Annotated in this window: 22 protein-coding genes and 1 pseudogene; 14 read left to right on the plus strand and 9 right to left on the minus strand. The window is 73.2% G+C overall.

The window, feature by feature from the left end; genetic code table 11:
- Positions 1 to 80 precede the first annotated feature (80 nt).
- The 3 genes from QP089_RS39405 to QP089_RS39415 are packed head-to-tail and all read right to left on the minus strand — an operon-like array spanning position 81 to position 1,926.
- Positions 81 to 806 carry a hypothetical protein gene (locus tag QP089_RS39405; RefSeq protein WP_285919096.1) on the minus strand — a complete coding sequence of 242 codons (726 nt, stop codon included), beginning with the start codon at positions 804 to 806 and terminating at the stop codon, positions 81 to 83.
- Positions 803 to 1,141, minus strand: coding sequence for a PadR family transcriptional regulator (locus QP089_RS39410; protein WP_285919288.1), 339 nt, complete (start codon positions 1,139 to 1,141; stop codon positions 803 to 805). The genes QP089_RS39405 and QP089_RS39410 overlap by 4 nt, the downstream gene beginning before the upstream one ends.
- Positions 1,142 to 1,185: 44 nt before the next feature.
- Entirely contained in the window at positions 1,186 to 1,926 is a 741-nt protein-coding gene (locus tag QP089_RS39415) for a CPBP family intramembrane glutamic endopeptidase (protein WP_285919098.1), read from the minus strand.
- A 223-nt stretch (positions 1,927 to 2,149) separates the two neighbouring features.
- On the opposite strand from QP089_RS39415, the gene QP089_RS39420 reads away from it, so the two are divergent.
- The gene (locus QP089_RS39420) at positions 2,150 to 2,335 is read left to right on the plus strand and encodes a hypothetical protein (RefSeq protein WP_285919100.1); all 186 of its coding nucleotides are present in this window, start codon (positions 2,150 to 2,152) and stop codon (positions 2,333 to 2,335) included.
- 170 nt (positions 2,336 to 2,505) lie between these two features.
- Positions 2,506 to 4,308 carry a serine/threonine protein kinase gene (locus tag QP089_RS39425; RefSeq protein ID WP_285919101.1) on the plus strand — a complete coding sequence of 601 codons (1,803 nt, stop codon included), beginning with the start codon at positions 2,506 to 2,508 and terminating at the stop codon, positions 4,306 to 4,308.
- A 219-nt stretch (positions 4,309 to 4,527) separates the two neighbouring features.
- On the opposite strand, the gene QP089_RS39430 is transcribed toward QP089_RS39425, so the two are convergent.
- Positions 4,528 to 4,782, minus strand: coding sequence for a DUF397 domain-containing protein (locus QP089_RS39430; RefSeq protein WP_375040175.1), 255 nt, complete (start codon positions 4,780 to 4,782; stop codon positions 4,528 to 4,530).
- The gene (locus QP089_RS39435) at positions 4,779 to 5,645 is read right to left on the minus strand and encodes a Sco1979 family transcriptional regulator (RefSeq protein ID WP_285919102.1); all 867 of its coding nucleotides are present in this window, start codon (positions 5,643 to 5,645) and stop codon (positions 4,779 to 4,781) included. The genes QP089_RS39430 and QP089_RS39435 overlap by 4 nt, the downstream gene beginning before the upstream one ends.
- A 305-nt stretch (positions 5,646 to 5,950) precedes the next feature.
- On the opposite strand from QP089_RS39435, the gene QP089_RS39440 reads away from it, so the two are divergent.
- From QP089_RS39440 to QP089_RS48945, 5 genes and pseudogenes are all read left to right on the plus strand, one after another.
- Positions 5,951 to 6,487, plus strand: coding sequence for an ATP-binding protein (locus QP089_RS39440; RefSeq protein ID WP_285919104.1), 537 nt, complete (start codon positions 5,951 to 5,953; stop codon positions 6,485 to 6,487).
- Between the two features lie 113 nt (positions 6,488 to 6,600).
- Positions 6,601 to 6,954, plus strand: coding sequence for an STAS domain-containing protein (locus tag QP089_RS39445; protein ID WP_285919106.1), 354 nt, complete (start codon positions 6,601 to 6,603; stop codon positions 6,952 to 6,954).
- Between the two features lie 233 nt (positions 6,955 to 7,187).
- A complete protein-coding gene (locus tag QP089_RS39450) occupies positions 7,188 to 8,447 on the plus strand; it encodes a M16 family metallopeptidase (protein WP_285919108.1) in 1,260 nt (419 codons plus the stop codon).
- Positions 8,444 to 9,838 (plus strand): M16 family metallopeptidase, encoded by a 1,395-nt coding sequence (locus QP089_RS39455; RefSeq protein ID WP_285919110.1) that lies wholly within the window; start codon positions 8,444 to 8,446, stop codon positions 9,836 to 9,838. The genes QP089_RS39450 and QP089_RS39455 overlap by 4 nt, the downstream gene beginning before the upstream one ends.
- A gap of 669 nt (positions 9,839 to 10,507) precedes the next feature.
- Positions 10,508 to 11,053, plus strand: a pseudogene (locus QP089_RS48945) (sporulation protein); the annotation flags it as partial.
- Here QP089_RS48945 and QP089_RS39460 read toward each other — a convergent pair.
- A complete protein-coding gene (locus QP089_RS39460) occupies positions 10,973 to 11,245 on the minus strand; it encodes a hypothetical protein (RefSeq protein ID WP_285919111.1) in 273 nt (90 codons plus the stop codon). The pseudogene QP089_RS48945 and the gene QP089_RS39460 overlap by 81 nt on opposite strands.
- Positions 11,246 to 12,433: 1,188 nt before the next feature.
- Between QP089_RS39460 and QP089_RS39465 the strand changes: the two genes are divergently transcribed.
- Both QP089_RS39465 and QP089_RS39470 read left to right on the plus strand, forming a co-directional pair.
- Positions 12,434 to 12,676: a hypothetical protein gene (locus QP089_RS39465; RefSeq protein WP_285919113.1), complete on the plus strand. Its 243-nt coding sequence runs from the start codon at positions 12,434 to 12,436 to the stop codon at positions 12,674 to 12,676.
- Between the two features lie 302 nt (positions 12,677 to 12,978).
- Positions 12,979 to 13,857, plus strand: coding sequence for a hypothetical protein (locus QP089_RS39470; protein WP_285919115.1), 879 nt, complete (start codon positions 12,979 to 12,981; stop codon positions 13,855 to 13,857).
- Here QP089_RS39470 and QP089_RS39475 read toward each other — a convergent pair whose 3' ends face one another.
- The 3 genes from QP089_RS39475 to QP089_RS39485 all read right to left on the minus strand — a co-directional run bounded on the left by QP089_RS39475 (position 13,858) and on the right by QP089_RS39485 (position 19,610).
- Positions 13,858 to 14,964 (minus strand): hypothetical protein, encoded by a 1,107-nt coding sequence (locus QP089_RS39475; RefSeq protein ID WP_285919117.1) that lies wholly within the window; start codon positions 14,962 to 14,964, stop codon positions 13,858 to 13,860.
- Positions 14,965 to 16,102: 1,138 nt separating this feature from the next.
- A complete protein-coding gene (locus QP089_RS39480) occupies positions 16,103 to 16,987 on the minus strand; it encodes a hypothetical protein (protein WP_285919119.1) in 885 nt (294 codons plus the stop codon).
- Between the two features lie 130 nt (positions 16,988 to 17,117).
- The gene (locus QP089_RS39485) at positions 17,118 to 19,610 is read right to left on the minus strand and encodes a SpoIIE family protein phosphatase (RefSeq protein WP_285919120.1); all 2,493 of its coding nucleotides are present in this window, start codon (positions 19,608 to 19,610) and stop codon (positions 17,118 to 17,120) included.
- Positions 19,611 to 19,785: 175 nt separating this feature from the next.
- On the opposite strand from QP089_RS39485, the gene QP089_RS39490 reads away from it, so the two are divergent.
- From QP089_RS39490 to QP089_RS39510, 5 genes are all read left to right on the plus strand, one after another.
- On the plus strand, positions 19,786 to 20,523 hold the full coding sequence (locus tag QP089_RS39490; RefSeq protein WP_285919123.1) for a TetR/AcrR family transcriptional regulator: 738 nt from the start codon (positions 19,786 to 19,788) through the stop codon (positions 20,521 to 20,523).
- A gap of 488 nt (positions 20,524 to 21,011) precedes the next feature.
- Positions 21,012 to 21,647, plus strand: a complete 636-nt coding sequence (locus QP089_RS39495; RefSeq protein ID WP_285919125.1) for a sigma-70 family RNA polymerase sigma factor — start codon at positions 21,012 to 21,014, stop codon at positions 21,645 to 21,647.
- 150 nt (positions 21,648 to 21,797) lie between these two features.
- A complete protein-coding gene (locus QP089_RS39500; RefSeq protein ID WP_285919127.1) occupies positions 21,798 to 22,178 on the plus strand; it encodes an SSI family serine proteinase inhibitor in 381 nt (126 codons plus the stop codon).
- A 109-nt stretch (positions 22,179 to 22,287) separates the two neighbouring features.
- Positions 22,288 to 22,713, plus strand: a complete 426-nt coding sequence (locus QP089_RS39505) for a CBS domain-containing protein (protein WP_285919129.1) — start codon at positions 22,288 to 22,290, stop codon at positions 22,711 to 22,713.
- A 138-nt stretch (positions 22,714 to 22,851) separates the two neighbouring features.
- Complete coding sequence (locus QP089_RS39510) at positions 22,852 to 23,745, plus strand: ANTAR domain-containing response regulator (protein WP_285919131.1); 894 nt, start codon at positions 22,852 to 22,854, stop codon at positions 23,743 to 23,745.
- Positions 23,746 to 23,780: the final 35 nt, after the last annotated feature.

Genomic DNA, 23,780 nt, shown 5'->3' on the forward strand with positions numbered 1-23,780 from the left:
CTCCCCGGGGGCATGGGTGGCTCGGCGAACGACTGTAGAGGAATCCTTACCGGGTTGGCATCACACGTGTGGGAGAGCTGTCAAGAACCGGAGCTCCTGTGCTCGCGCCACAGGCGCAGGGTCATCAGAACCGCCGCGATGACCGCGCCCAGAAGGAAACCCACCAGGAAACCGGTGCGCGAGTCCGCCGGCGCGAAGGCCAGCCAGCCGACGCAGACCGCGATGACGAACAGCGCGTAGCAGGCCACGAACGTGTAGAAGCGCTTGCTCCAGAAGAACCGCTTGGTCGGCATCTCGGGTGCCGCCTGCAACTCCGCGTCCGGTCCCAGGCTCGCCGCCTTGGCGCGCTTGAAGTACTCGAACTGCATCCAGGTGCCGCACGGTTCCCAGCCGTCCAGTGCCATGCGCTCCTCGACGGCCTTGCGGCGGCCCGGCAGGACGGTCTCGCGCCGGTACTCCCAGCGCTGCGGACGCTCGCCGTCACGGCGGCAGACGAAACCGCCGACGGAGTCGACCCGTTCGACCTCCCAGCCCTCGTCGCCGAACCGGTTGAGCATCTTCCGGTCCTGGAAGGCGTCGGCGGTCCAGCGCCACGTCTGCGCGGACGCGTCCGGTTGCGAGCCGCCGTCCTCCGAGGGGACCAACCGCTCGGCGAACTCCTCTACGGGACCGAATTCCTCTTCTGGGGCGGTCCCCGACTCGGCTATGTAGGCGGCAAGGTCGTCGACCGTTCCCGACACCTCGTCCGCGGGGACGCCGCTGCCGCGCAACCGCTCCGCAAGGTCTTCGAAGTAGGGAGTGGTCATCGGATCCCTCCTTGGGCGAGCAAGTCCCGTACGGACCCGTCGAACGCCAGCCAGAGCGCCCCCTGTTCGGCGAGCATCGAACGCCCCTCGTCCGTGAGGCTGTAGTAGCGGCGACCAGGGCCCCGTTCGGCGACCCGGTACTCGGCGGCTACGAGGCCGGCCTCTTCCAGGCGGTTGAGCACCGGATAGAGGGTGCCTCCCTTGATCTGGCCAAGGCCCGCCTTGTCGAGCGTCTTGGCGATCTCGTATCCGTAGCTCTCGCCGCCCGTCAGGCTGGCGAGCACCAGCAGATCGAGGACGCCCTTGAGCCAGCTAGCGCGTCGGTCGGCGACCATGGCGGCCATCCTCACAGCCATAGGGACAGGGGCACAAACCAGCTTCAGACAGGGACGACATCGGTATTACGCGTCCTCGCGGTGGCCCAGGGGACGACCACCATGCTGAGCACGTCGATGAAGATGTGCAGGCACACGGGCAAGAGAAGACTGCCGCTCGATAGGTAGAGGTAGGTCAGCGAATAGCCGACCGCGGCGACGAGGACCATGCCGGCCCATCCCTGGTACACGTGCCCGATGGTGAAGAGCGCCAATGCCAGCGCGCCCGCCATCGTCACGCTCAGCCCGAGGACGTCCACGCCCAGGGCGATGAGGAAGCCCCGGTATACGAGTTCCTCCGTGACACCCGCGGTAACGGCCATGGCGAGCGCGTACCGGCGTTCGGTGGACGTCCTAGGGAGCATCTCTTTGATCTGGCTGTTCTTCGCCGGGCTTCTGCCGGCACGCGCGCTCCGGTAGAAGAGCCACGCAAGCAGCGGCAGGGCCACGACCATCGCGCCCACTGCGCCTATGGCGACGGACGGCTCTTCCGGTGCGCGGACCCCGATGTCCGAGAGGTGAACGCCGGGCGAGACCAGCAGCGTCAGCACCGCCAGAGCGGCGGCCCACCACGAACCCGAGATCCACCGGCGGAACATGCCGATCAGTGCGTACGGGTCCTGGTCGCGCCGCTGCCGCATGCGGTCGTAGGAGCGCTTTCCCCACAGGCCTTCGGCCAGCACGTAACCGATCAGCGGCACCGCCAGGACCAGCCCCAGCGGCGAGAAGTCGGGCGAGATCCGCACCGGACCACCTTCGATTCGTCCAGCATGACGATCTAGACGGTAGAGCAAGCTAGTTAGCGAAGCAACCTAGGTAGCTCTGAGTGGTGCCAGTCCGACATCCGTCGCTAAACGGAACGATCACTCGGAATAGCCGGAAGGATCTTGCGGTTGCAACTAACGTGCGAACCCCGGTCGCCGGGGTACCACGTACGGCACCGTCCACGACGATCCCTGGAGGCACCCCATGCCCAGCAGCATCCTGCGGCCACGCGCCGGCAGCGGCCACAAACACGTCAAGTCGACGTCCCTGCGCGCGCTGGCGGTCGCCGCGCGCCTGGAACGACACCACGCCCCGGAGGGCCCACCGGGCCGCTCCCCCGGCCGGGACGAGCAGCCGCCGCCCGAGCGGCGGACGCCGGACCCGGCCTGACTCCAGCGCGCACCGGCCACATCCGGCCGCCGCGACCGAAGCCCTCGCGCACCCGCGCGAGGGCTTCGGCGTACCGCGGTGACGTGCTAGATCAACCGTTCCGCGAACCGCATACCATCTTGTGGCCATAGTCTTGCGAAACGAGACGGAAGCGACGGGGAGCGAGTGGTGTGACGGACAGGACGATGCCCGACGCCCATCCGCTGCGGTCGGGCGACCCGACCGAGCTGGGTGGATACCAGATCCTGGGCCGCCTGGGCGAGGGCGGGCAGGGCGCGGTCTTCCTCGGTCGGCCGGCCGGTTCCGACGGCACGGCCCGCGCCTCCGACCACGTCGCGATCAAGCTGCTGCACGGCGGGCTCACCGGGGACGAGTCCGCGCGGGCGCGGTTCGTCCGCGAGTTGGAGGTCGCCAAGCGGGTGGCCAGGTTCTGCACCGCGCAGGTGCTGGACGCAGACGTCGCGGGCGACCAGCCGTACATCGTCAGCGAGTACGTCCCCGGCCTGTCCCTGCACAGCGTGGTGCGGCACGAGGGGCCCCGTACCGGCGGCGCGCTAGAGCGCCTGGCCATCAGCACGCTGACGGCGCTCACCGCGATCCATCAGGCCGGCATCGTGCACCGCGATTTCAAGCCGCACAACGTGATGATGGGGCCTGACGGTCCCCGTGTCATCGACTTCGGCGTGGCCCGCGCACTGGGCGCCGCCGGTGAGACCCAGAACGTCGGTACGCCCGCCTACATGGCGCCCGAGCACTTCACCGGCGGCCAGGTCGGACCAGCGTCCGACATGTTCGCCTGGGGCACGACCATGGTTTTCGCCGCCACGGGACGGCCCGCCTTCGGCAACGACGAGATGGCGACCGTCATGCACCGGATCATCACCGGTGAGCCGGACTTGGGCGATCTGTCGGGGCCGATGCGCGACCTGGTCCTTGCGTGCCTGGCCAAGGAGCCGTCGCAGCGTCCCACCGCGCGGGAGGCGCAGGAGCGGCTCGTCGGGGCGGCCAGCGGCACCTCCGGCGCCGCCGTGCCCGTCCCGCCCCTGCCGGCCTTCCCCGGGGTTCCCGTGGAGCACGCGGCGTCGCCGTTCGCGGGGTCGACGGACCCGAACGCCTCTCCCTCGGCGATGGCCGGAGCGGTCCTGCCGCCCGACCACGTCACCGACCCGTCCGGCCGGCGCAGCACGACGGCGCCTCAGCCGCCGCCGTACAGCGAGATGACGCCGCAGCCGACCGATCCTCGCTACGCGCCTCCGCCCCTCCTACAAGGCCCTCCTGCGCCGCCCTATGGGCAGGCACCGGGCGGCGGTAAGCGTGGACGTCTCATACCGATCGCCGCTGCCGCTGCAGTGGCGGCCGTCGTTGTGGGCGGCGGCGCGGTATGGGCCGCCACGAGGTCGGGTGGCGGGCACCATGACCAGCCGGCGGCGGCGTCCGACAACGGGCAGGCCGGGCAGGAGGGATCGCCCGGCGCGGGCGGTGCCGCGGGTTCGGCGAACAGTCCTACCAAGAGCAAGCAGCCGCCCACCAAGGGCAAGCAGCCGGGGCAGGATCCTGCCCATCCGAACAAGAAGCAGGGCGGCAAGCAGCAGCAGCCGGGTGTTCCGGCGCCCACCAAGGGCACCGGCGGCGGTGGCGGGACGACGACCGTCAACGAGCCGCCCAACAAGTACACGCCGCAGCAGGCGTGCGGCAGCGGCTACAACGTGCAGCGGTCGATTGCGGGCTCCGGTGGTACCGCCTACCTCCTCTACAGCAGCAGCACCAAGCAGAACTGTGCCGTCACCATGAAGACCAGGAACGTCGGTAAGAGCTCCTCGGTCTCGGTGTGGCTCCAGGCACAGGGCGGCGCCCGTAAGGGCGACAGCGGCTCCTACGCGTGGTACGCGGGCCCGGTGTACGTGAAGGCGCCCGGCGTGTGCGTCCGGTTCGGAGGCAACGGCGCAACCGCGCCCTACGGGAACTGCGGCTGACGTCCTGCGGGAATCCTCCGGACGTCCTGCGGGAGTCCTGCGGAAAATCGTCCGGCAGAACGAAGGCCACCCTCGCGCCTGGGTGGCCTCTGTACCGGTCGTGTTTCGCATTGGCGGACGGGTCGACGTTCGGTGGACCGGTAGCCGACCCGCCGCGGTTCGACGTGCCGCGCGGTCCCTGTGAGCCGGCGGCGTGGGTTTGGCGGTTTTCCAGGAGTGTCAGTTACGGGAGGCGATGAGGTGGTCGAAGTCGCCGTCCTTGGCACCGAGGATGAGCGCCTCGATCTCCGGGCGGGTGTAGATGAGGGCCGGACCCTCGGGGTGGCGGGAGTTGCGCATCGCGACCTGCCCACCGGGCAGCTCGGCGATCTCTACACAGTTCCCCTGGGAGTTGCTTCGCCGGGACTTCAGCCACCGCGCCCCCTGGAGCTTGGTGGCGGGCATCCCGTTGTCGTAGTCGGTCTGGAGCATCATGTCTCTCTGAGAAAATCACCAAGAAGCTCGACGGTGCGCTCCGGGGTCGCACTGTCGACGCACAGGCGTTCCATCGCCTGCAGATAGGTGTCGACGTCGTCGCGCTTGTCCAGGTACATGGCGCCGGTGAGGTTCTCGACGTAAACCACGTCCGGCAGGTCCTGCTCGGGAAAGCGCAGGATCGTGAACGCCCCTCCCTCGGCGGCGTGGCCGCCGAACCTGAACGGCATGATCTGGATGGTGACGTTGGGCAGCTTCGACATCTCGATGAGATGCTCGAACTGGCCCCGCATCACCTCCGGCCCGCCGATGGGGCGCCGCAGCGCCCCCTCGTCGATGACCGCCCACAGACGGGGTGCGTCCGGGCCGGTGAGCCGTTCCTGCCGTTGCAGGCGCAGTTCCACGCGCTGGTCGATCTCGTGTTCGGCGGCTCCGGCGTTGCCCAGGCGTATGACCGCACGCGCATACCCCTCCGACTGCAGCAGTCCCGGGACGAACTGCAGCTCGTACGTGCGGATCAACGCCGCCGACTCCTCCAGGCCCACATAGGTCTGGAACCAGCCGGGCAGAACGTCGTTGTACCGGTGCCACCAACCGGGGGTGTTGGCCTCCCTCGCCAGCTGTATCAGCGCATCGCGCTCGGCCTTGTCGGCGACGCCGTACAGCGTGAGCAGGTCGTCCACGTCGCGTTCTTTGAAGCTGACGCGCCCGAGCTCCAGGCGGCTGATCTTCGACTCCGACGCGCGGATGACGTAGCCGGCGTCCTGACGGGTCACGCCCTTCTGCTCGCGCAGACGGCGCAATTGGGACCCGAGCAGGATCCGACGAACCGTCGACCCGCTTCCCGGCGTCTCTGGAGTCACGCCCAACCTCCCGGCTATTCGGCGGACAGCGAACCTAGTGTGCCACTGGCCTCCGTGTCCTGCGGTTACCTCCGATCACCCGCGTGCATCCACGCCGCCCCACACCCTTCCGATGCGGATGCACGTGCATTGGGCCTTGCATTCGCACGCTACGATGCGCAGGATAACGCACGAGACTTCCGAGCCACGGCTGCACAACGAGATCACTCTGCGGGGTCCGGGGAATGACGTCACGCCATGCGCACGACGACACGCGGTGGGAGCTCGGCCCTCTCACGGGGCCGGCGGTCCCGCGGGACCATGCCGTGCACTCGACGCCCATACCGGAGTCGTCCGACCTGCCCCCGCGCCTGGACGCGGCCGTGACCGCGCTGACGGAGCTCGCCGGGACGACGGTGTCGTTCATCGTCCGGCCCGACCCGGAGTCGGTCACCGAGGCCCGGCACTTCGCGCTGTCCCGGCTGGGCGAATGGGGCCTGCCGGAGCTGGCCGACGACGTCGGCCTGGTGGTATCCGAACTCGTCACCAACGCGCTGCGGCACAGCGGCAGGGCGGCCTGCGGACGGCCGGGCGACGACGTGCACCGCGAGGGCGTGTACGACGACCCGGCCGATCCGCTGGGTTCGGCCCCCTCAGCCATACGGCTGCGGCTTGTGCACCGGAAGCCCTGGCTGCTCTGCGGGATCATGGACTCCAGCCCGTCCGCTCCTCGCCGCAAGGAGCCCGACTACATAGCCGAGACCGGCCGCGGACTGCATCTGGTCGAATCGTTCAGTGTCAGATGGGGATGGCGCACGCTGGCCCAGGGAAAGGTCGTGTGGGCGCTGTTCCGCTCACCCTGAGAACCCCCTGGTATGCGGGACCGAGCCGTAAAGGACGACACCGTGAGGGATAACGTCCCGCCACACTGGGTATAGGGGACTGTCCCACGATGAGCGGCAGAGAGGGAGCACCGGTGGATTTCGCCGTCGAGCACCGCGTCGAGAAGGGCCTCACCGTCGTCAAGATCAGTGGCGAGATCGACGTCTTCACCAGCCCCCGACTGCGCGAGGAACTGCTCGGCATCATCGAGAACGGCGGGGTGCACCTGGTCATCGACCTGGGCGAGGTCACGTTCCTGGACTCCACCGGCCTCGGCGTTCTGGTCGGCATCTACCACCGGCTCCGGGCCCGCGACGGCTCGATGTCGTTCATGGGGGTGAACGACCGGGTCCGGCGCGTCTTCCACGTCACCCAGCTCACGAAGATCTTCGTGCTGCACCGGTCACTGGAGGACGCGATCGCGGCCCACGAGGCCGCCGCGTCCTGACCGCCCCTCCCGGCCCCCCCGGCTCGCAGACCCTCGTCCCGCCCGTCAGATGTCGGATTTCCTCCCGGTTTGGGACCGGTCCATCGCGGAGTTATCCACAGTTCGCCGTGACGGCGCCGCGTCGGTCGCAACCGGTACGGTGAGTCAGAGATCAAGCCCGCCGCCTGGGCACCGCCCACCCGACGCGCGCGGTGCTGACCGCCAGCCGATCATCGAACGGACGGGAGCGCTCCGTGGCAGAACAGCCGCTGCATGAGCACACGCTCGGCAATGGCCTGCGCGTGGTGGTCTGCGAGGACCATGTCGTACCGCTGGCAGCCGTGAACATCTGGTACGGCGTCGGCTCGCGCCACGAGCGGGCCGGCCGCACCGGCCTCGCCCACCTCTTCGAGCACCTGATGTTCCAGGGCTCGGCCAACGTCGCCGAAGGCGAGCACGCCGCGCTGCTGGAGAGCGCCGGCGCCGCGTTCAACGCGAGCACGTCCTTCGAGCGCACCAACTACTACGAGACGGTCCCCGTCAGCCATCTGGAACTGGCCCTGTGGCTGGAGGCCGACCGGATGGGCACGCTGCCCGCCGCGCTCACCCAGGCCAACCTCGACAACCAGCGCGACGTGGTGAAGAACGAGCGCCGCCAGCGCTACGACAACCAGCCGTACGGCACCGCCTTCGAGCGGCTGTGCGCGCTCACCTTCCCCGAAGGGCACCCCTACGCCCACACCCCCATCGGCTCCATGGAGGACCTGGACGCGACCACCCTCGAAGACTGCGCCGACTTCTTCGGGACCTGGTACGCGCCCGGCAACGCGGTCCTGTCCGTCGTCGGGGACGTCGACCCGGAGAAGACGATCGACGCGGTCGAGCGCTACTTCGGCGGCATCCCCGCCGGCCCGCGCAAGCCGCCCTCGCGGCCCGGCGACCTCGGGCCGATCAGCGGCGTGCGCGGCGAGACCCTCGACGAGGACGTCCCCTCCCCCGCCTACTTCGCGATGTTCACGCTGCCCGCCGACGGCGGCGACGACATCGAGGCGGCCGAGCTCGCGGTGGAGATCCTCGGCGGCGGCTCCGGCTCGCGGCTCTACGACCGGATGGTCCGCCGCGACCAGATCGCCACGGAGGTGTGGGCCGGGGTGACCCGGCTGGCCTCCGGGCAGTCGCTGGCCATCGTGGACGCCATCGGGCCGGAACCGGACAAGATCGCCGACGTGCTGGACGAGGAGCTGGCCAGGTTCGCCGCGGACGGCCCCGACGCCGATGAGACCGCCCGCGCCACGGCGCAGGCGGAGCGGGGCTTCCTGGAGCAGACCGAGACGGTCACCGGGCTGGCCAACGCGCTCTCCCAGAACGCCACCCAGTTCGACGACCCCGCCCGGGTCTTCACCGCCCCCGGGCGCGCCGCGGCCGTCACCGCGGACGCGATCAAGGAGATGGCGGGCCGCTGGCTCGCCCCGGGCGGCCGCACCGCCCTGACCTACGGAGGTACGCCGTCGTGACCGGTCCCAGCCCCGACCTGCCTCCCGGTACCGCGGGCCTGGCCCTGCAGCCCCGCCCGGTCCCCGGGCCGGTCCCGCCGTGGCAGTTCCCGGCCGGCGTCGCGGGCCGGGTCCCCGCCGGGCCCGGCACCCTGCGCGTCGACCTGCCCGGGCGGCGCCTCGCGGCGGTCAGGCTCGTGCTGCACGCCGGCGCCGGCCGCGAGCCCGAGGGCCTGGACGGCGTCGCCACGCTCACCGCGCACACGCTGCTGGAGGGCACCGAGCCCGGCGGCGGCACCGCGCTCACCGCCGCGTTCGAACGGCTGGGGGGCAGCCTCTACGCCTCGGCCGACCTGACCGCGCTGCGGATCGCGCTGGACGTGCCGGTGACCCGGCTCGGCCCCGCCCTGGAGCTGTTCTCCTCCGTCCTGCGCGGCCCCGCGCTGGACGACGCGGACGTGCGGCGCCTCGTCCGCGAGCGGCTGGAGGAGATCGCGCAGGAGGACGCCGACCCCGGAACGCGCGCCATGCGGGAGCTGCGCGCGGTGATGTTCCCCGCCGAGGCCCGCGCGTCCCGGCCGACCGGCGGCACCCGCGGCACGGTCGGCGCGCTTCAGGGCTCCGACGTCCGCGCCTTCTACGGCTCGGTGGTGCCCGCGGAGGCCACCGCGGTCGTCGCCGGAGACCTGACCGGCACGGACGCCGACGCGGCCCTCAACGCGGCGCTGGAGGGCTGGACCGGTGGCGGAGGGCCGCTGCCGACCGCCGACCGGGTGCTGCCCGAGTCCGCCGCCAGGATCGTCGTGGTGGACCGTCCCGGCTCCGTGCAGACCTACATCAGCCTCGCCCACGGCGTGCCCGACCGCTCCCACCACGACTGGCCGTCCCTGATGGTCGCCTCCCACGTGCTGGGCGGCGGCCTCACCTCGCGGCTCAACGCGGTGCTGCGCGAGGAGAAGGGCTACACCTACGGCGTCCGCGCAGGGCTGCTGCGCATGCGGCACTGCGGGGTGTTCATCGCCCAGGGCGCCGTGCACACCGAGGTCACCGGCGACGCGGTCGCGGACGCCCTCACCGAGCTGCGCGGCGTCATCTCCCGGGGCATCGACGCCGAGGAGCACGGTTCGTCCGTCCGGGCGCTGGCCGACCGGGCACCCGCCGAGTACGAGACGGCCCGCGCCGTCGCCGCCGAACTCGCCGACGCGTCCGCCAACGGGCTGGGCGCCGACTACCCCAGCAGCTACCTGGCGGCCGTCCGAGCCTCCACCCCCGACGGCGTGGCCCGCGCCTACAGCAAGCACATCGACCCCGAGGCGCTCACCATCATCGCCGTAGGCGACGCCGCGCAGATCCGCGAACCGCTGGAGAAGCTCGGCTACGCCCCGGTCACCGTCACCGCAAAGGAGGAATGACCCCACCCACCCCCCGCCGTCTCACCGAACGGCGACGGCAGACCGCGCGGCGGAACTCCGCAGAAGGGCCACGCCGCGAACCGACGGGGGGCCAAGGAACGCTGGATACCGCAACCGCCGGTAAACCCCGGTACACCGGCACACAACGGAACACTGGCCGGTCACGGAACGCTGGCCAGCCTGGGGAGGGCGGCCGGTCGGGAACGCTGTCCGAGAAATGCTGACACGCTGGGGCAGGGTGGCCAGCCAGGATGAGCGCTCGCCAGCCGGAGAACGCCGGCCGACCAGGGAAGCGCAGCCGATCGGGAACCCTGGCCGACCAGGGACCACTGGCACCTTGGGAAGGGCGGCTGGGATGAGCGGCCGGTCGGGGCACGCTCGCCAGGCGGGGAACACTGGCCGACCGGGGAAGGGTGGCCGGTCGGGGACGCTGGTCGGCCGGGGAACTTAGCGCGCCGAGGAGCTCGGCGCGCTGGGGATTGGTGGGTGGTCGGGATGGGTGGCCGGTCGGGGAGCGCTGGGTGGCGTGGGGTGTCGGCGGATTTTGGGATGTCGGTACGCCGGGGAGGGCGGCTTGGGCGAACCGATGGCATGGTGGATTTCGTCTGACATTCGCGGGGGTACGCCTCGCGCGTCGGGAGAAGGGAACGGCCTGTGTCCTACGGGCAGATGGCAGGCGGCCCGTCCGTCGACACGATCCTCGCCGAGCCCAACTGCAAGCCGGGCGGCGTCGTGGCGGGCAAGGTGCATTTGCGCGGCGGGGACCGTCCCCTTGAGGTACGGCATGTCACGCTGGCGCTGATGCCGCGCATGCGCGACGGCCACGGCGAGACGGCCGGGCCGGAGGTGTACCGGGGCGCGCTGACCCGCCGCTTCACCCTGGACCCCGCGCGGCAGCGCGACCTGTCGTTCTCCATCCCGCTGCCGTACGAACTGCCGTTCACCACCGTCCTCGGACGGGAACTGCCCGGGTTCACCATCGGGCTGTGCACCGAGGTGGACGTGGCCGGGCAGCCCGACCCCGGTGACGTCGACCCCATCTCGGTGGAGCCGCTGGAATCCCAGCAATGGGTGCTCGCGGCCATCGCGCGGCTCGGCTTCCAGATCAGGAACGTCACGTTCGAGGAGTCGAAGCTACGCGGCGTCATCAGGCACCTGCCATTCCACCAGGAGATCCACCTCGCGCCGCCGGCCGCCCAGCAGGGCCGGCTCGACCAGGTCGGTCTGACCTTCGTCGCCAGCCCGCGCGAGGTGACCTTCGTGCTGCGCGCCGAGGGCCGCACCGCCCCGTCGGACGAGGCCTTCGGCGTGTTCACGGTCGGGCACGCCGAAGCCGCCGAGACGGACTGGACCGCCAAGATCGGCAAGTGGCTCGAGGAGGCCGTCGCGCTTCCCCGCGCCGCCCACTCGAGTCCGCCGCCCGGAGGCTCTCCGTACGGTGGCCAAGACGCCTTTCCACCGCCGCCTCCCTCGCCCGCGCAGCCGAACCCGGGTGGGGCGGTGCCGGGCGGCGAGTACGGCAGGCCGGGCAACGCGCAGTTCCCACCGCCCGCGCCCGCACCGGGCGAAGCTCCCGCCCCCATGCAGAGTCCCGGCCATGCGGCCGCCGGTTCCCCGTTCCCGCCCCCGTCGCCTGCACCGGGCGGGGCGCCGTACCCGGGCGGTCCCGCGCCCGCCTACCCGTCCGGTCGACCGGGAGAGGGCTTCCCGCCCGCGCCCGGCGGCCCGTCAGGCGCCGGCGGCGGTCAGGGCCTCGCCTCGCCGGCAGCCGGCCCGGCGCCCGGCTATTCGCCCGGCGGCTACCCACCTCCCGCCGCTCCCGGCTTCCCGCCCCACGGATCTCCCGAGGGTCCGGGCTCGTCCTATCCTGCGGGCCCGGGTGGTGGCGCCAACGCGCCGGCCGGTGGATTCCCGCCGCCTCCGCCCGTGGGCAATGCCCCCGGTTTCCCGCCCGCCCAACCGGGTGACCACTCTGCTCACGGCGCCTTTCCGCCGCCGCCCGGCGCGGCCGGACAGCCTCCCGGCGTTTACCCGGGCGCTCAACCGAGTGATCACTCTGCTCACGGTGCCTTTCCACCGTCGGCCGGCGGACCTGGCCGACTTCCCGGCGGCTTTCCGGGGGGTCAACCGGGTGGCGGCTCCGCGCCTGGGGCTTTTTCATCGCCGCCCGGCGCACCTGGCCAGTCTCCGGGCGCCTATCCGGGCGGTCAACCGGGTGGCGGCTCTGCGCCCGGTGCGTTCCCGCCGCCCGGTGCACCTGGTCATGCTCCCGGTGGCTTTCCGCCGCACGCAGGGGGCCACGCGCCCGCCGCGCACTACTCTGCGGGGCCGGGCAGAGCGCCTGGGGGCCATGCCTCCTACCCGCCGCCCGCCGTCCCCGAATATGGCGGGCCCTCGACTCCTCCGCCCGCGCCTGGTGGCCCACCCCTCGCACATGGAGGGCCATCACCTGCTCACGGCGGTCCGCCTCCCGCGTATGGAGGACCGCCGCCCGCTCCCGGTGGTCCGCCACCGCCCGCGCCTGCCGGGCCGGTGCCGTACGCGCCCGCTGGGCCGCCGCCTGCTCCCCCAGGCCCCGCGCCCTATCCGCCGGCGATGCACGGCCACCATGGTCACCACAGCTACCACCACGGCCCGGGACTCGGCACGGCCGGGATGGTCGGCGGCGCGCTCGCGGCGGGCGTCGCCGGAGGCCTGGCCTTCGACGCCATCGGTGACGCGGCCGGCGGCTTCGCCGGAGACGTCGCCGGCAACATCGCGGGAGATATTGCGGGAGACATCGCCGGGGACGTCGCCGCAGAGGTCCTCGGCGGCCTCCTGGGTGGTCTCTTCGGCTGACCGTCGCAAGGGACCGACGCCTCCGGCGGAACCCGGTCACCGGAGACCCGCGGCATATGCCGATCGTCGTCGCGGAGCCGAGATGGTGCGTCGGCAGGCCGGAGGGGCGGCCAGGTGCGAGCGTGCCGACCTGAGGGGTGTTGGACGGTCCGGGGAGGACGGTCCCGGCGTCCGGTGGAGGGAGGACGGTCTCGGCGGCCGGCGGATATGGGGGGCGTTTCGGACGAGATCTGGCGCGGTCTCGGCCAAGGCGGCTCCGGATGGTTAGGGTCGAAAGGGCAGCCCGCCTCCCGAGGAGTCACATGACCACCGTGATCCTGGTCCTGCTCTGCCTTGCGATCGCCGGACGCGAGCTCTACCTGGCCTCCGACAAGCGGCTTCCGCAGGCGCAGGCGGACGTGCGCGACCTGCGCGCCCGGCTGGCCGAGCTCGCCGAGCGGCACGACGCGCTGAAGTCCGAGGTCGAAGCCGCGGCCGAGCGGTCCGGGGTCCCGATCCCGCGGCCCGCCCCAGATGGCGCGTCCGCCGAGGTCATCGACCGGCTGGAGGCGTTCTCCGGACGGATCGACCGGCTGGAGAAGGAGACCGCCGACCTCGCCGGGGAGCTGGCCGGGCTCGGCCTCGACCGGGAGGCCCAGCACGCGCTGGCCCGCTCGCTCGACACGGTCGAGCAGGACGTGCGGGAGCTGCACCGCGAGATGCTCGAGCGCGTCGACCGCGAGGAGGGCATCGTCCCCGGCGTCCTGCTCAGCGAGGAGGGGGAGGCCGAGGCGCTGCTCGCCGACGCCTACGAGAGGTGCGCCGCCGAGTGCGGACTGCAGGTGCGGGTCCGCGACCAGCGGTCACCGCAGGCGGCGGACGGCTCCTACCTCGGAACGGTCTACTACCTGTCCGGCCGGCGTCCCGACACGCTGGCCGAGGACCTGCTGGCGCAGGTCCGCAGCCTGGTCGACGCGCACGGCCCCGGGCCGTTGAGCGCGCTGCTCGGCGAGCTGGCGCACCTGCGCGGCGGCGGAATCGCGCGGTTCGGCCCGTTCTCCGTGGTGCGCACGTCGAACGCATTGCTCTGCGGCATCCTGCCGGACGACGCGCCCGCCGAGCCGTGGCAGCTCGCGGCGCGCCTCCGCGAGCTGCCGGACGACCGGCGGGCCGACCTGTCCTGGCTCCGTTCGGACGCGTGATCAGGGCCGGACGAAGCGGGGCGCGGCGCCGTCCGTCCGGTCGACGGCGAACGCCAGCAGGCAGCGGGGCGCGTGCCCGGCGTCGACCTGCAGGCACAGGCCGACGCCCAGATCGGGGTCGATGACCACGGCGCGCCGCAGCGCGCGCAGCGCCCGCCGGGCGCGGGCCCGGGTCCGCGGGCGCGACGGCTCGTGCAGGGCGCCCGTGACGACACGTCCCGCATAGCGCCAGAGGGCCAGCGAATCCAGGACGCGGACGCCCGCCGAGGTCAGGTTCGCGACGATGACGACGCCGCTGTCGTCGTCCTCGCCGGATGCCGCCGGCGGCGCGTCCTCCGGCAGGTCGCGGGGCTCCCGGGGGCCGCCGACCGCGCGGTGGTAGCGCAGCGGGTCGAGGGTGTCGATGACGAACGCCCCCGCGTACGGCCTGGACGCCCGTGGCCGCCCAGGCCGCACCCGCGTCCGCGCGGCGTTCCGGGCGCTGAGGTGCGTGCTGAGGTCGAAGACCATGCCGGCGTCGTCGAGCCAGGTGGGCAGGCCGAGCTTGGACGAGGCGGTGCGGTCGAGGCCGTCCACCATGCCGCGGAGCTCGTCGGTGCGCCGCGAGAGCGTCGCCGCCATGCCCAGCCCGGGGAACGCCCCCTCCAGGACCGCGATCATCGCCCGCCAGGTCGTGCTGCCCACGAACTCGATCATGAATCCGTCGGCCAGCGCGCGGCGCCGTCCGGGATCGTCCATGGGGCCCGGCGCGGCGGGAGCCGGCTGCGCGGCCAGTCCGCCGCCGCGCGGCTGCGCCGGTTCGGGCCGTGTCGTGTCCGGCTTCGTCAGTGACGGCGGCGGTTCGGCGGACAGCCCCTTTCCCGGCAGGAACGGCTCGTCCGCTTCGCCGCCGGGCCGCTGATGCCGTCCGGTGCTCCGCGGCTCCTCGGGCTCGCTGCCTTCGGGCGCACCCGTCCCCAGGCCGCCAGGCTTCCGGACGACCCACCGCTCCGGCTCGTCCTCCGCCGACGCGCCGGAGGCCTCCTCCTCGGGCACCGGCACGCCCGTCCCGTGAGGAGCCCACTGCGGCGACTCCTCACCCGACCGGGGCACCGGGACATGCGGCACCCACCGGGACATCCCTTCCGACGAGGGAACCTCCGCCGCCCTGTACGGCGAGTAGGACTCCCCCGAGCCCTCCACCGGATCACGCGACGTCCACGGCGCGGCCCCGCCCTCCGCTGCCTCCGGCTCCTCGGCCGAGGACCCAGCCGACTGCGGAGGAACCGCCTGATCGTGCGGCGTCCACTGCGGCGAAGGGCCCTCGTCGGAGGACGGCGCGTACGGGGCCGACGGCTGCGGCTCGTCGCGGGGCGTCCACGCGGCCTCTGTGGGTTCTGCCGGATCCGTTGGCGGCTGCGGAGGTGCGCCTTGGTCGTGGGACGCCCACTCCCGCGCGCCTGAATGATCCGCCGAACCGGCCGAAGGCGCCGCATCCCGCGACGGATCCGACGACTGCGCTTGCTCGTGGTGCCTCCACGGCGCGGGCGTTGCCTCTGGCGGCTCCGGAGAGTGCGGTGTCCACTGGGACGACGGGCTCGGCTCCTCGTCAGAGGACGGCGCGTGCGGGGTCGACGGCTGCGGCTGCCACGGGGGCGCGGGTTCTGTGGGTTCTGCCGGGTCCGTTGGCGGCTGCGGGGGCGCGCCTTGGTCGTGGGACGTCCACTCCCGCGTGCCTGAAGGATCTGCCGGGGTGGCCGGAGGCGCCGCCTCTGGGTACCAGGCCGACGGCTGTGGTTGGTCGTGGGGGGTCCAGGGGGCGGGCGTGGACTGCGGCGGCTCGTCCTTGGGGGCGGGTGTCCACTGTGACGGGCCCGGTCCCTGGTCAGGGGACGATGTGTACGCCTCCGATGACGGCTGCGCTTGGCGCGGGGCGCTCTCCGGAGTCGTTGGGGGGTGCGGCGTCCATTGGGTGGGCGGGGGTGGTTGGGGGCGGGGCGTCCAGGTCGCCGGGGGTTCGGGATTCGGCGGGGGTGAGGGAGGTGTGCCCGGAGGGTTAGGCGGGTCGGGGGCGGGCGGCGGGACGGGGACCCAGTCGGCGGGCTCTTCGGGGCGGGATCTGCTCCTGCCCGCGACGTGGACGTCACCCGGATGGGGCGGGGGCGCGGGGGCGTCGGGGTCCTCGGAGCCGGGACGGTCGCGTGGGCCGAATCTCACGGTGTCGATCCTGCGCTCTGGACGCGGGGCACGGCAAGCGGGACGGCGGTCAACGGCGGCCGTCCTGGGCGCCGAAGAGGGCGGCGCAGAGCGATTCCAGCCGGTCGGGTCCGTCGTCGGCGGGCAGGACGGTGAGGACGGGGTCGTCGGGGGTGTCGAGCCGGAGCCGGACGGTGACCTCGCGGCGCATCGGCTCGTCGGTGCCCTGGGCTGCGGCGATGTCCTGGAGGCCGATGGAGACCATCTCGGGGAGGTCGACGACGAGGGGCTGCTCGCCGGCGGGGAGCCGTTCGTGCCAGAGGTCGAGGACGCGGCGGGCGAGGCCGTTGAGGAGGCGGCCCCAGGGGACGACGAGGGCGGGCGGGACGTTCTCGGTCCGCAGTTCGGGAAGCCCGAACCGGGCGAGGCCCTTGGTGGTGAACCAGAAGCCGTGCGGCCCGGAGGTGTGCGGCAGGAGCATCCAGTCGGTGAGCCGGACGGCGCCGTCCGGATCGGGCAGCGACCGGGTGAGCTGCTCGTGGGCGAGGATCTGCGGGGTGAAGACGTCGATGACGGGGGCGGTGCGGGCGGCGGCGACGGCACCGGCGATGGCGCGGGCGGCCCATTCGTGCGCGGGCGGGTGGCCGGGGCGGTAGGCGGCGCGGACGGCGAGCAGGTGGGAGGCGGCGTCGAGGGCGGCCAGGACGGCGGGCGAGGCGCCGTAGGCGGCGAGCAGGTCGGCGGGCAGCGGCGGGAACTCGGCGGCGGGCCGCTGGTCGAGGGTGACCATGGGGCTGTCGAGCATGCCGAGGACGAGCTCGCGCAGCGGCGGTTCGGTCCGCTTGGCGATCTCGTCGTGCGCGAGCCGGCCGGGGTCGGCGATCGGCGCGGCCAGCGCGACGGCGTAGGTGGCGTAGAGGGTCTCCGGGACCGGCAGTGTCAGGTTCTCGCCCACATCGTCCCCCGATGGGCCGTTGATGCGCTTCGACACTATCCAGGTGAGCGGAAGGGGACGTTGGAAACTATCTGTCGCCGAGGGGACAGTTACCTCCCACGCGCGAGAGGCGGGCCGACGACCTCGGCGTTCACCGCGGCAGCCGGTGCTCGAACCACACCACCTTCCCGCCGTCGGTGCGGTGGGTGCCCCAGCGGGCGGCGAGGTGGCTGACGAGCTGGAGCCCGCGCCCGGACTCGGCGGTGGCGTCGGCGTGGCGGAGGTGCGGCATGTCCTGGCCGTCGTCGTAGACCTCGCAGAGCAGCGCGTCGCCCCGGATGAGCCGCAGCACGATGGACCCGGCGCCGTGCAGCAGGGCGTTGGTGACGAGCTCGCTGACCAGCAGCTGGACGGTGTCGCCGACCGCGTCCAGGCGCCATTCGGCGAGCTGGAAGGCGACCTGGGCGCGGGCGCGGGGGACCATGCTCGGCTCGGGTTCCAGTTCCCAGACGGCGACGTCGTCCTTGGGGATGCCGTCGAGGCCGACGGCGACGATGGCGATGTCGTCGGCGGGGGCGGTGGTGGCGAGCGCGTCGAGCAGGTCGTCGCAGGTGTCCTCGAGGGGACGGGCGGGGCCGGCGAGGCGGCCGCGCAGTTCCTCCAGGCCCTCGTCGATGTCGCGGTCGCGGCGTTCGAGCAGGCCGTCGGTGCACAGCACGAGCCGGGAGCCGTCCTGGACCGGGATCTCCATGGTCTCGAACGGCTCGCCGCCGACGCCGATCGGCAGCCCGGCGGGGACGGGCAGCACGCGGCTGGCGCCGGCCTCGGACACCAGGACGGGCGGGACGTGCCCGGCGTTGGCGAAGCGGCAGCGCCGGGCGACGGGGTCGTACACCGCGTACAGGCAGGTGGCGACGTACCCCTCGCCGAGCCGGCGGGCGAGCGCGTCGAGCTGGCGCAGCAGCAGGTCGGGGCGCATGTCCTCGACGGCGAGGGTGCGCACGGCGGTGCGCATCTGGCCCATGATCGCGGCGGAGGTGAGGCCGTGCCCCATCACGTCGCCGACGACGATGCCGAGCCGGCGGCCGGGCAGCGGGAACGCGTCGAACCAGTCGCCGCCGACCTGCGCGGCCTGCCCGGCGGGCCGGTACCGGTAGTGGACGCGGGCGCCGGGCACCTCGGGCGGGTCGGCGGGCAGCATGCTGCGCTGCAGTTCCTGGGCGACCTGGACCTCGCGCCGGTAGAGCCGCCCGTTGTCGACGCACAGCGCGGCGCGGCGGGCCAGCTCGTCGACCATGGCGAGGTCGAGGTCGCCGAAGCCGGGGCGGTCGGGCTTGCGCAGCAGCTTGAACGTGCCGAGCACCCGGCCGCGCGCGATCAGCGGGACGACGAGCAGGTCGCGGCCGGTGAGCAGGGGGCGCAGGTCGCGGCCGCCGAGCGCGGCGGACAGCCGGGCGGTGAGCGCGGCGTCCACCCGCGGGATGTGCACGGGGCGGCCGGTCCGCATGGCCTGGACGAACGGGGTGCCGGACGCCACCCGCAGCGACTCGTTCTCCGGGACGATGCGGTCCCAGCGGCCGGGTTCGTCGTTGTGGGCGACGGCGACGCGCCGCATCACGGCGGACTCGTCGAGGTCGACGGCGGGCTGGGCGGAGTCGGCGGCGACGCCTTCGAGCAGTTCGACGGCGGCGAAGTCGGCGACGCGCGGGACGATGACCTCGGCGAGGGTGCGGGCGGCCTGGAGGTGGTCGAGGGAGCCGCCGATCTGCTGGCCGGCCTCGCTGAGGAAGGTCAGCGTCTCGTTCTCGTCGGCGCCGGGCGTGCCGGTCTCCCGGCCGGCATGGTCGCCGTCGGCGCCGTCGGGGAGGGCGGCGCGGGGTCGGATGCGCAGGGCCCGGGGCATGTCGCCGATGTGCGGGACGACCGGCAGCCGCAGGGTCATGCTGAGCGAGACGGCGGGCCGGCCGAGGTCGAGCACGCGGGCGACGACGGCCTCGGTGGCGGCCGCTCCGGCGGCGGGCAGCAGTTCGGCGAGGCGGCGCACGAGCGGCCCGTCGCCGTGCCCCGGGCCGCCCCCGGACGGGCCCAGGACGGGTTCGACGCGCAGCATCCGGGCTCCGGCGGCGCGCCGCGCGGCGCCGTCGGGCGCGGCGACGAGGACGTCGTCCATCGCCAGGCCGGGGCCGTCCTCGCGCAGCCGGCGCAGGTCGGCGGCGAGGGCGAGCAGGCGGATGCGGCCGGCGCCCTGGGCGCCGTCCGCTCCGGCGCCGTCGGGGCCGATGGGGTACACCCACCAGCCGACCTCGGCGGGCTCGCCGTCGTCGGCGCGCGGCACCATGCAGGCGCCGCACCAGACGTGCCCGAACGCCTCCGGCTGGAAGGCGCCGCGGTGCTCCTGCGGGAGCCGCAGGAGGGAGGCGGGCGACCGGCCGGCGGCCTGGAGCGGGCCGGCGCCGAACAGGTCGGTGGCGGCGTGGTTCCAGTGGTTGATGCGGCCGTGCTCGTTGAGCGTGAAGGCCGCCATGCTGACGATGCCCAGCAGGGGCTGGTCGAGGAACCGGGGCGGCCCGGATCCGGGGCGGTGGCCGGCGGGGGCGGTGACGGCCCCGCCCGGCGGCTGCTGCTGTTCTCCGGCGATGGTCACGCGGATCCCCTCCCCTGGGCGACGATGCTGCGCTGCATCCGGCAACCCGCGGTGAGGGGGACGCTACCTCGGGTGAGGGACGTTCGCCGGTGTTCTCGCGAAGTCGGCACGGGTGAGCACTCACTCAGTATGCTGGGACTGCTACCGTCCAGCTCGGAACGGGAAGGGGGCGCCGGTGGCGGCGAGCAGAGGGGCCGGCGGGGAGCCGATGCGCGAGCGGATCCTCGCGGCGGCGGTCGCGGTGATCCGGGAGCGCGGGATCACCGCCGCGACGACCAAGGAGATCGCGCGCGGCGCGGGCGTCTCCGAGGGCAGCCTCTACAACCACTTCGCCAACAAGACCGCCCTGTTCGCGGCGGCGCTGGGCGAGGTCACCGGCACCGCGCGGACGGCCATGGCGGCCCTCGCCGGGTCCGCCGGCAAGGGGACGGTCGAGGGCAACCTGACCCGGCTGGCCGCCGAGATGGTGCGCTTCTACGGCGAACTGCTGCCGATGATCGGGCCGGTGCTGGCGGACCCCGAGCTGATCGCCTGGCTGCGCGGGGACGGGCCCGTCCGCGAGCAGCGGCAGGCCGCGGCCGCATCCGGCCGCGGCGCGGACCCGGCGCGCCCGCCCGGCTCCCCCGGCGGGCCGCCCTCGGGGCCTCCCGGCGGCCCGGCGGCCGGGCCGGTCCTCGGCCACGCCGCGCTGATCGGCTACCTGGAGGCCGAGCAGCGGGCCGGGCGGCTGCCGGAGGGGGCGCCGCTGCCGTCCATCGCCGCCGCGCTGCTCGGCGGCTGCCAGCAGCACGCGTTCCTGATCCGGCTCGCGGGCCCGGAGACGGTCGCGGCCGGCGCCCGGCTCCCCGCCGAGCCCGAGGAGTTCGCGGGCCAGCTCGTCCGGACGGTGCTGGCCGGCCATCTCCCGTCCTGACGGGGCGTCTCCCGTCCCGAGGAGGCATCCTCCCGTCCTGACGAGACGCGCCGATCGGGCCATATAGCGCCACTTGCGCCCCGGTTCGGCCGACTCGCCACGGTATGTGACGGACGCCACGCAACCTTCGGGCCCCCTTTTCGCGTCTTATCTATCGGGAAGCCACCAGAGCGTGGATGCGCCTGATCGAGCACGACCCGCGACGTCCCGGCCACCGGGGTCGCCCTGGCACCGCCGGTCCGCGCACCCGCCTCGAGGCCCGCGCCGACGCGGCGCCGAACCCCCGACCAGCCGACGATCTCCCCCCGGGAGACCAGCGCGAACCCGCGAGACCAGCTCGCTGGAGCGTGCCAACGCCGGCCGAACCCGTCGGGAGAGGTGGCGCGTACCACCTGAACGGGGGGCGGTCATTCCGCCCGGTACGCGCGTGCCGCCGAGCACGCGCCAGCAACCGGCCCTTCACGGGGTCACGACCACGGGGAGCGATGATGACCGCTGTCACCATGCCCGTCCGCGAGACCGCTCGCATCGACAACGACGACCTGCGCGTCGAGAACGCCGTCCGGGCCGGCGGCACCGAGGGGCGCTACGAGCGCGACGTCCTCCCGCTGGCCGACCCGCTGTACGCCAGCGCCGTGCGGATGACCCGCAACAGCGCCGACGCCGAGGACCTCGTCCAGGAGACGCTGGCCAAGGCCTTCGTGAACTTCCACCAGTTCCAGGAGGGCACGAACCTCAAGGCGTGGCTGCACCGGATCCTCACCAACAACTTCATCAACACCTACCGCAAGAAGCAGCGCGAGCCCCAGCGGGCCGGCTCCGAGGAGCTGGAGGAGTGGCAGATCGCGCAGGCCGAGGCGCACTCGTCCGGCTTCCGGTCCGCCGAGTCCGAGGCGCTGGACCGCATCCCCGACTCCGACGTGGTCGACGCGCTGCGCGCGCTGCCGAAGGACTTCCGGGACGCGGTGTACCTCGCCGACGTCGAGGGCTACCCCTACAAGGAGATCGCCGAGATGATGGGCACCCCCATCGGCACGGTGATGTCCCGCCTGCACCGCGGCCGCAAGCAGCTGCGCGAGGCCCTCGCGGACCACAAGCGGGCCGCCCACATCCTCGCGGCCTGACCCGGCCCGGCGCGCCGCGCCCCCCGGCCCTTTCACCCTCCGACCCGATCCCGCGGTTACCCCGTGACCGCGGGATCGGCCGTTCCCCTGTACGGTTCGTAGTCGCATGGATACATTGAGCGATGGTCCCTCCGGCCATCGGGAGTAGCCATGTCGAACATCATCGCCGTGATCGCGGGCGCCGTGCTCGCGCTCTCGCCGACCGTCCACGCACATGACGGGGAAGCCAAGACTTCCCTGCGGCTGACGCTGACGCACCCAGGGCACGACACGTCAGGCACGCGTGCGGTGACGCTGTACTGCGACCCGCCCGGCGGGCGGCACCCCGACCCCGCGCGCGCGTGCTCAGAACTGGAAGGGTCGGGCGGGAAGTTCACGCACGCCCCGGACGGGCGGATGTGCACCCAGGTCTACGCGCCCGTCGTCGCGGCGGCCGAGGGCCGCTGGCACGGCAACCCTGTCTCGTTCCACGCCCAGTACGCCAACGACTGCGTGATGCACTCTCACACCGGCACCGTGTTCGCGTTCTGACCCGCGCCGCACCAGGCCACCAAGACCGTCCGCATAGGCGCGCCGACCGTGGGTAGGGCGCGCACACGGGCCACGCGAGCCGCCGGTTATTCGAGAGGATGTGCGCGCGATGCCACGAAGGGTCAGCGACATCATGACCCCGGCCCCGCAGGTGTTGCCGTTGGACGCGACGCTGTACGAGGCGGCGCGGGTGATGCGGGACGAGGGGATCGGCGACGTCCTGGTCACCTATGCCGGGCAGTTGTGCGGGATGGTCACCGATCGGGACATCGTGGTGCGGGCGGTCGCGGAGAGCCGCGATACGTCGCTGACGCCGCTCGGCGACGTCTGCACCGCGGATATCTGCACCGTGCACCCCGACGACGACACCGAGACGGTGGCGCGGCTGATGGTCGAACGGGCGGTCCGGCGGCTTCCGGTGGTGGACGGCGGCCGGCGGCCGGTGGGCATCGTGTCCATCGGCGACCTCGCGGTGGCGGACGGGCAGTCGGGCGGCCCGCTCCCCGAGATCAGCAAGGCCCCGCCGAACAACTGACCGCCCCCCGGCGGACGGGCGCGGAACGGCCCCGGAGCGGGCGCGGAACGGGTCCCGAGCGGGCCCCGCGGCGGAAGGAAGGGCCCGATGGCAGGCAGTGGTGCCCGGCATGACGTGGCGCAGGATAACGTCATAAGCGTGGCTCCAACCGAATCGGTGCTCACCGACCAGCTCGCCGTGGAGATCGCCCGGCTCGGGGTGGTCGGGGAATCCTCGGACGTCGGCACCCTCCACCGGGTGACCGAGCTGGCGTCGCGCGCCGTGCCCGGCTGCGCCGGCGCCGCGTGCGTCCGCTGGGCGCTGCCGCCGGCGACCCTGGCCGACGCCGTCGCGGCGCTCGGCACCTCGCCCGACCAGGCCCCGCGGCCGCCGGACGTCCCGCGCGTCCCGCGCCAGCAGGGCACCTCCCGCCGGCTCGCCGACGGGCTCGATCCGGACGGGCCGGGCGACGAGGTGCCGGACGAGCTCCGGTCGCCGGACGCCGAGCGGCCCGAGCCGCTGGCCGCGGCCGCCAGCCATCCCGACCTCGCCGAGGTCACCGACCGGCAGCTGTCGCGGGGACGCGGCCCGATCTTCGACGTGGTCATGGACCGCCGCGCGCTGAGCTGCGACGACATCCTGGTCGAGACCCGCTGGCCGGAGGCGGTGTCGGACATGCTGCGCCGCGGCGTGCGGTGCTTCGTCACCTCCCCTCATCTGAACCCGCCGGTGCTCGTGACGCTGACGCTGTACGGTGTGACGCCCAAGGCACTCGGGCACGGCCGGCTCGCGCTGGTCTCGCTGCTGATGGCACAGGGAACCGCAACGATGTCGAACGCGCAGCAGTACGACGACGTGCACCGGACCGCCGTCCAGCTGCGGGAGGCGGTGGAGGCGCGCGCCGTCGTCGACCAGGCGAAGGGCATCCTCATGCACGCCCTCGGCTGCGACGCCGACGAGGCGTTCGCGGAGATGCGCCGCATCTCCCAGACGCGGCATGTGAAACTGACCGCACTGGCGCAGCGAATCGTCGGTGACCAGGGGCTTCCCTAGATCCCGCGCTAGGCGCACGGAGGTGACCGGCATAG

Origin of the sequence: Actinomadura opuntiae, assembly GCF_030283205.1 — a bacterium.
Classification (GTDB): domain Bacteria; phylum Actinomycetota; class Actinomycetes; order Streptosporangiales; family Streptosporangiaceae; genus Spirillospora.

What these genes read in the sequence shown, in the direction of transcription:
- QP089_RS39465 (WP_285919113.1), top strand. Translation starts at nt 12,434, where the DNA reads ATGCACGGCCACCATGGTCACCACAGCTACCACCACGGCCCGGGACTC.
- QP089_RS39500 (WP_285919127.1), top strand. Translation starts at nt 21,798, where the DNA reads ATGTCGAACATCATCGCCGTGATCGCGGGCGCCGTGCTCGCGCTCTCG.
- QP089_RS39430 (WP_375040175.1), bottom strand. Translation starts at nt 4,782, where the DNA reads ATGATGCTCCAGACCGACTACGACAACGGGATGCCCGCCACCAAGCTC.
- QP089_RS39405 (WP_285919096.1), bottom strand. Translation starts at nt 806, where the DNA reads ATGACCACTCCCTACTTCGAAGACCTTGCGGAGCGGTTGCGCGGCAGC.
- QP089_RS39470 (WP_285919115.1), top strand. Translation starts at nt 12,979, where the DNA reads ATGACCACCGTGATCCTGGTCCTGCTCTGCCTTGCGATCGCCGGACGC.
- QP089_RS39410 (WP_285919288.1), bottom strand. Translation starts at nt 1,141, where the DNA reads ATGGTCGCCGACCGACGCGCTAGCTGGCTCAAGGGCGTCCTCGATCTG.
- QP089_RS39420 (WP_285919100.1), top strand. Translation starts at nt 2,150, where the DNA reads ATGCCCAGCAGCATCCTGCGGCCACGCGCCGGCAGCGGCCACAAACAC.
- QP089_RS39495 (WP_285919125.1), top strand. Translation starts at nt 21,012, where the DNA reads ATGACCGCTGTCACCATGCCCGTCCGCGAGACCGCTCGCATCGACAAC.
- QP089_RS39505 (WP_285919129.1), top strand. Translation starts at nt 22,288, where the DNA reads ATGCCACGAAGGGTCAGCGACATCATGACCCCGGCCCCGCAGGTGTTG.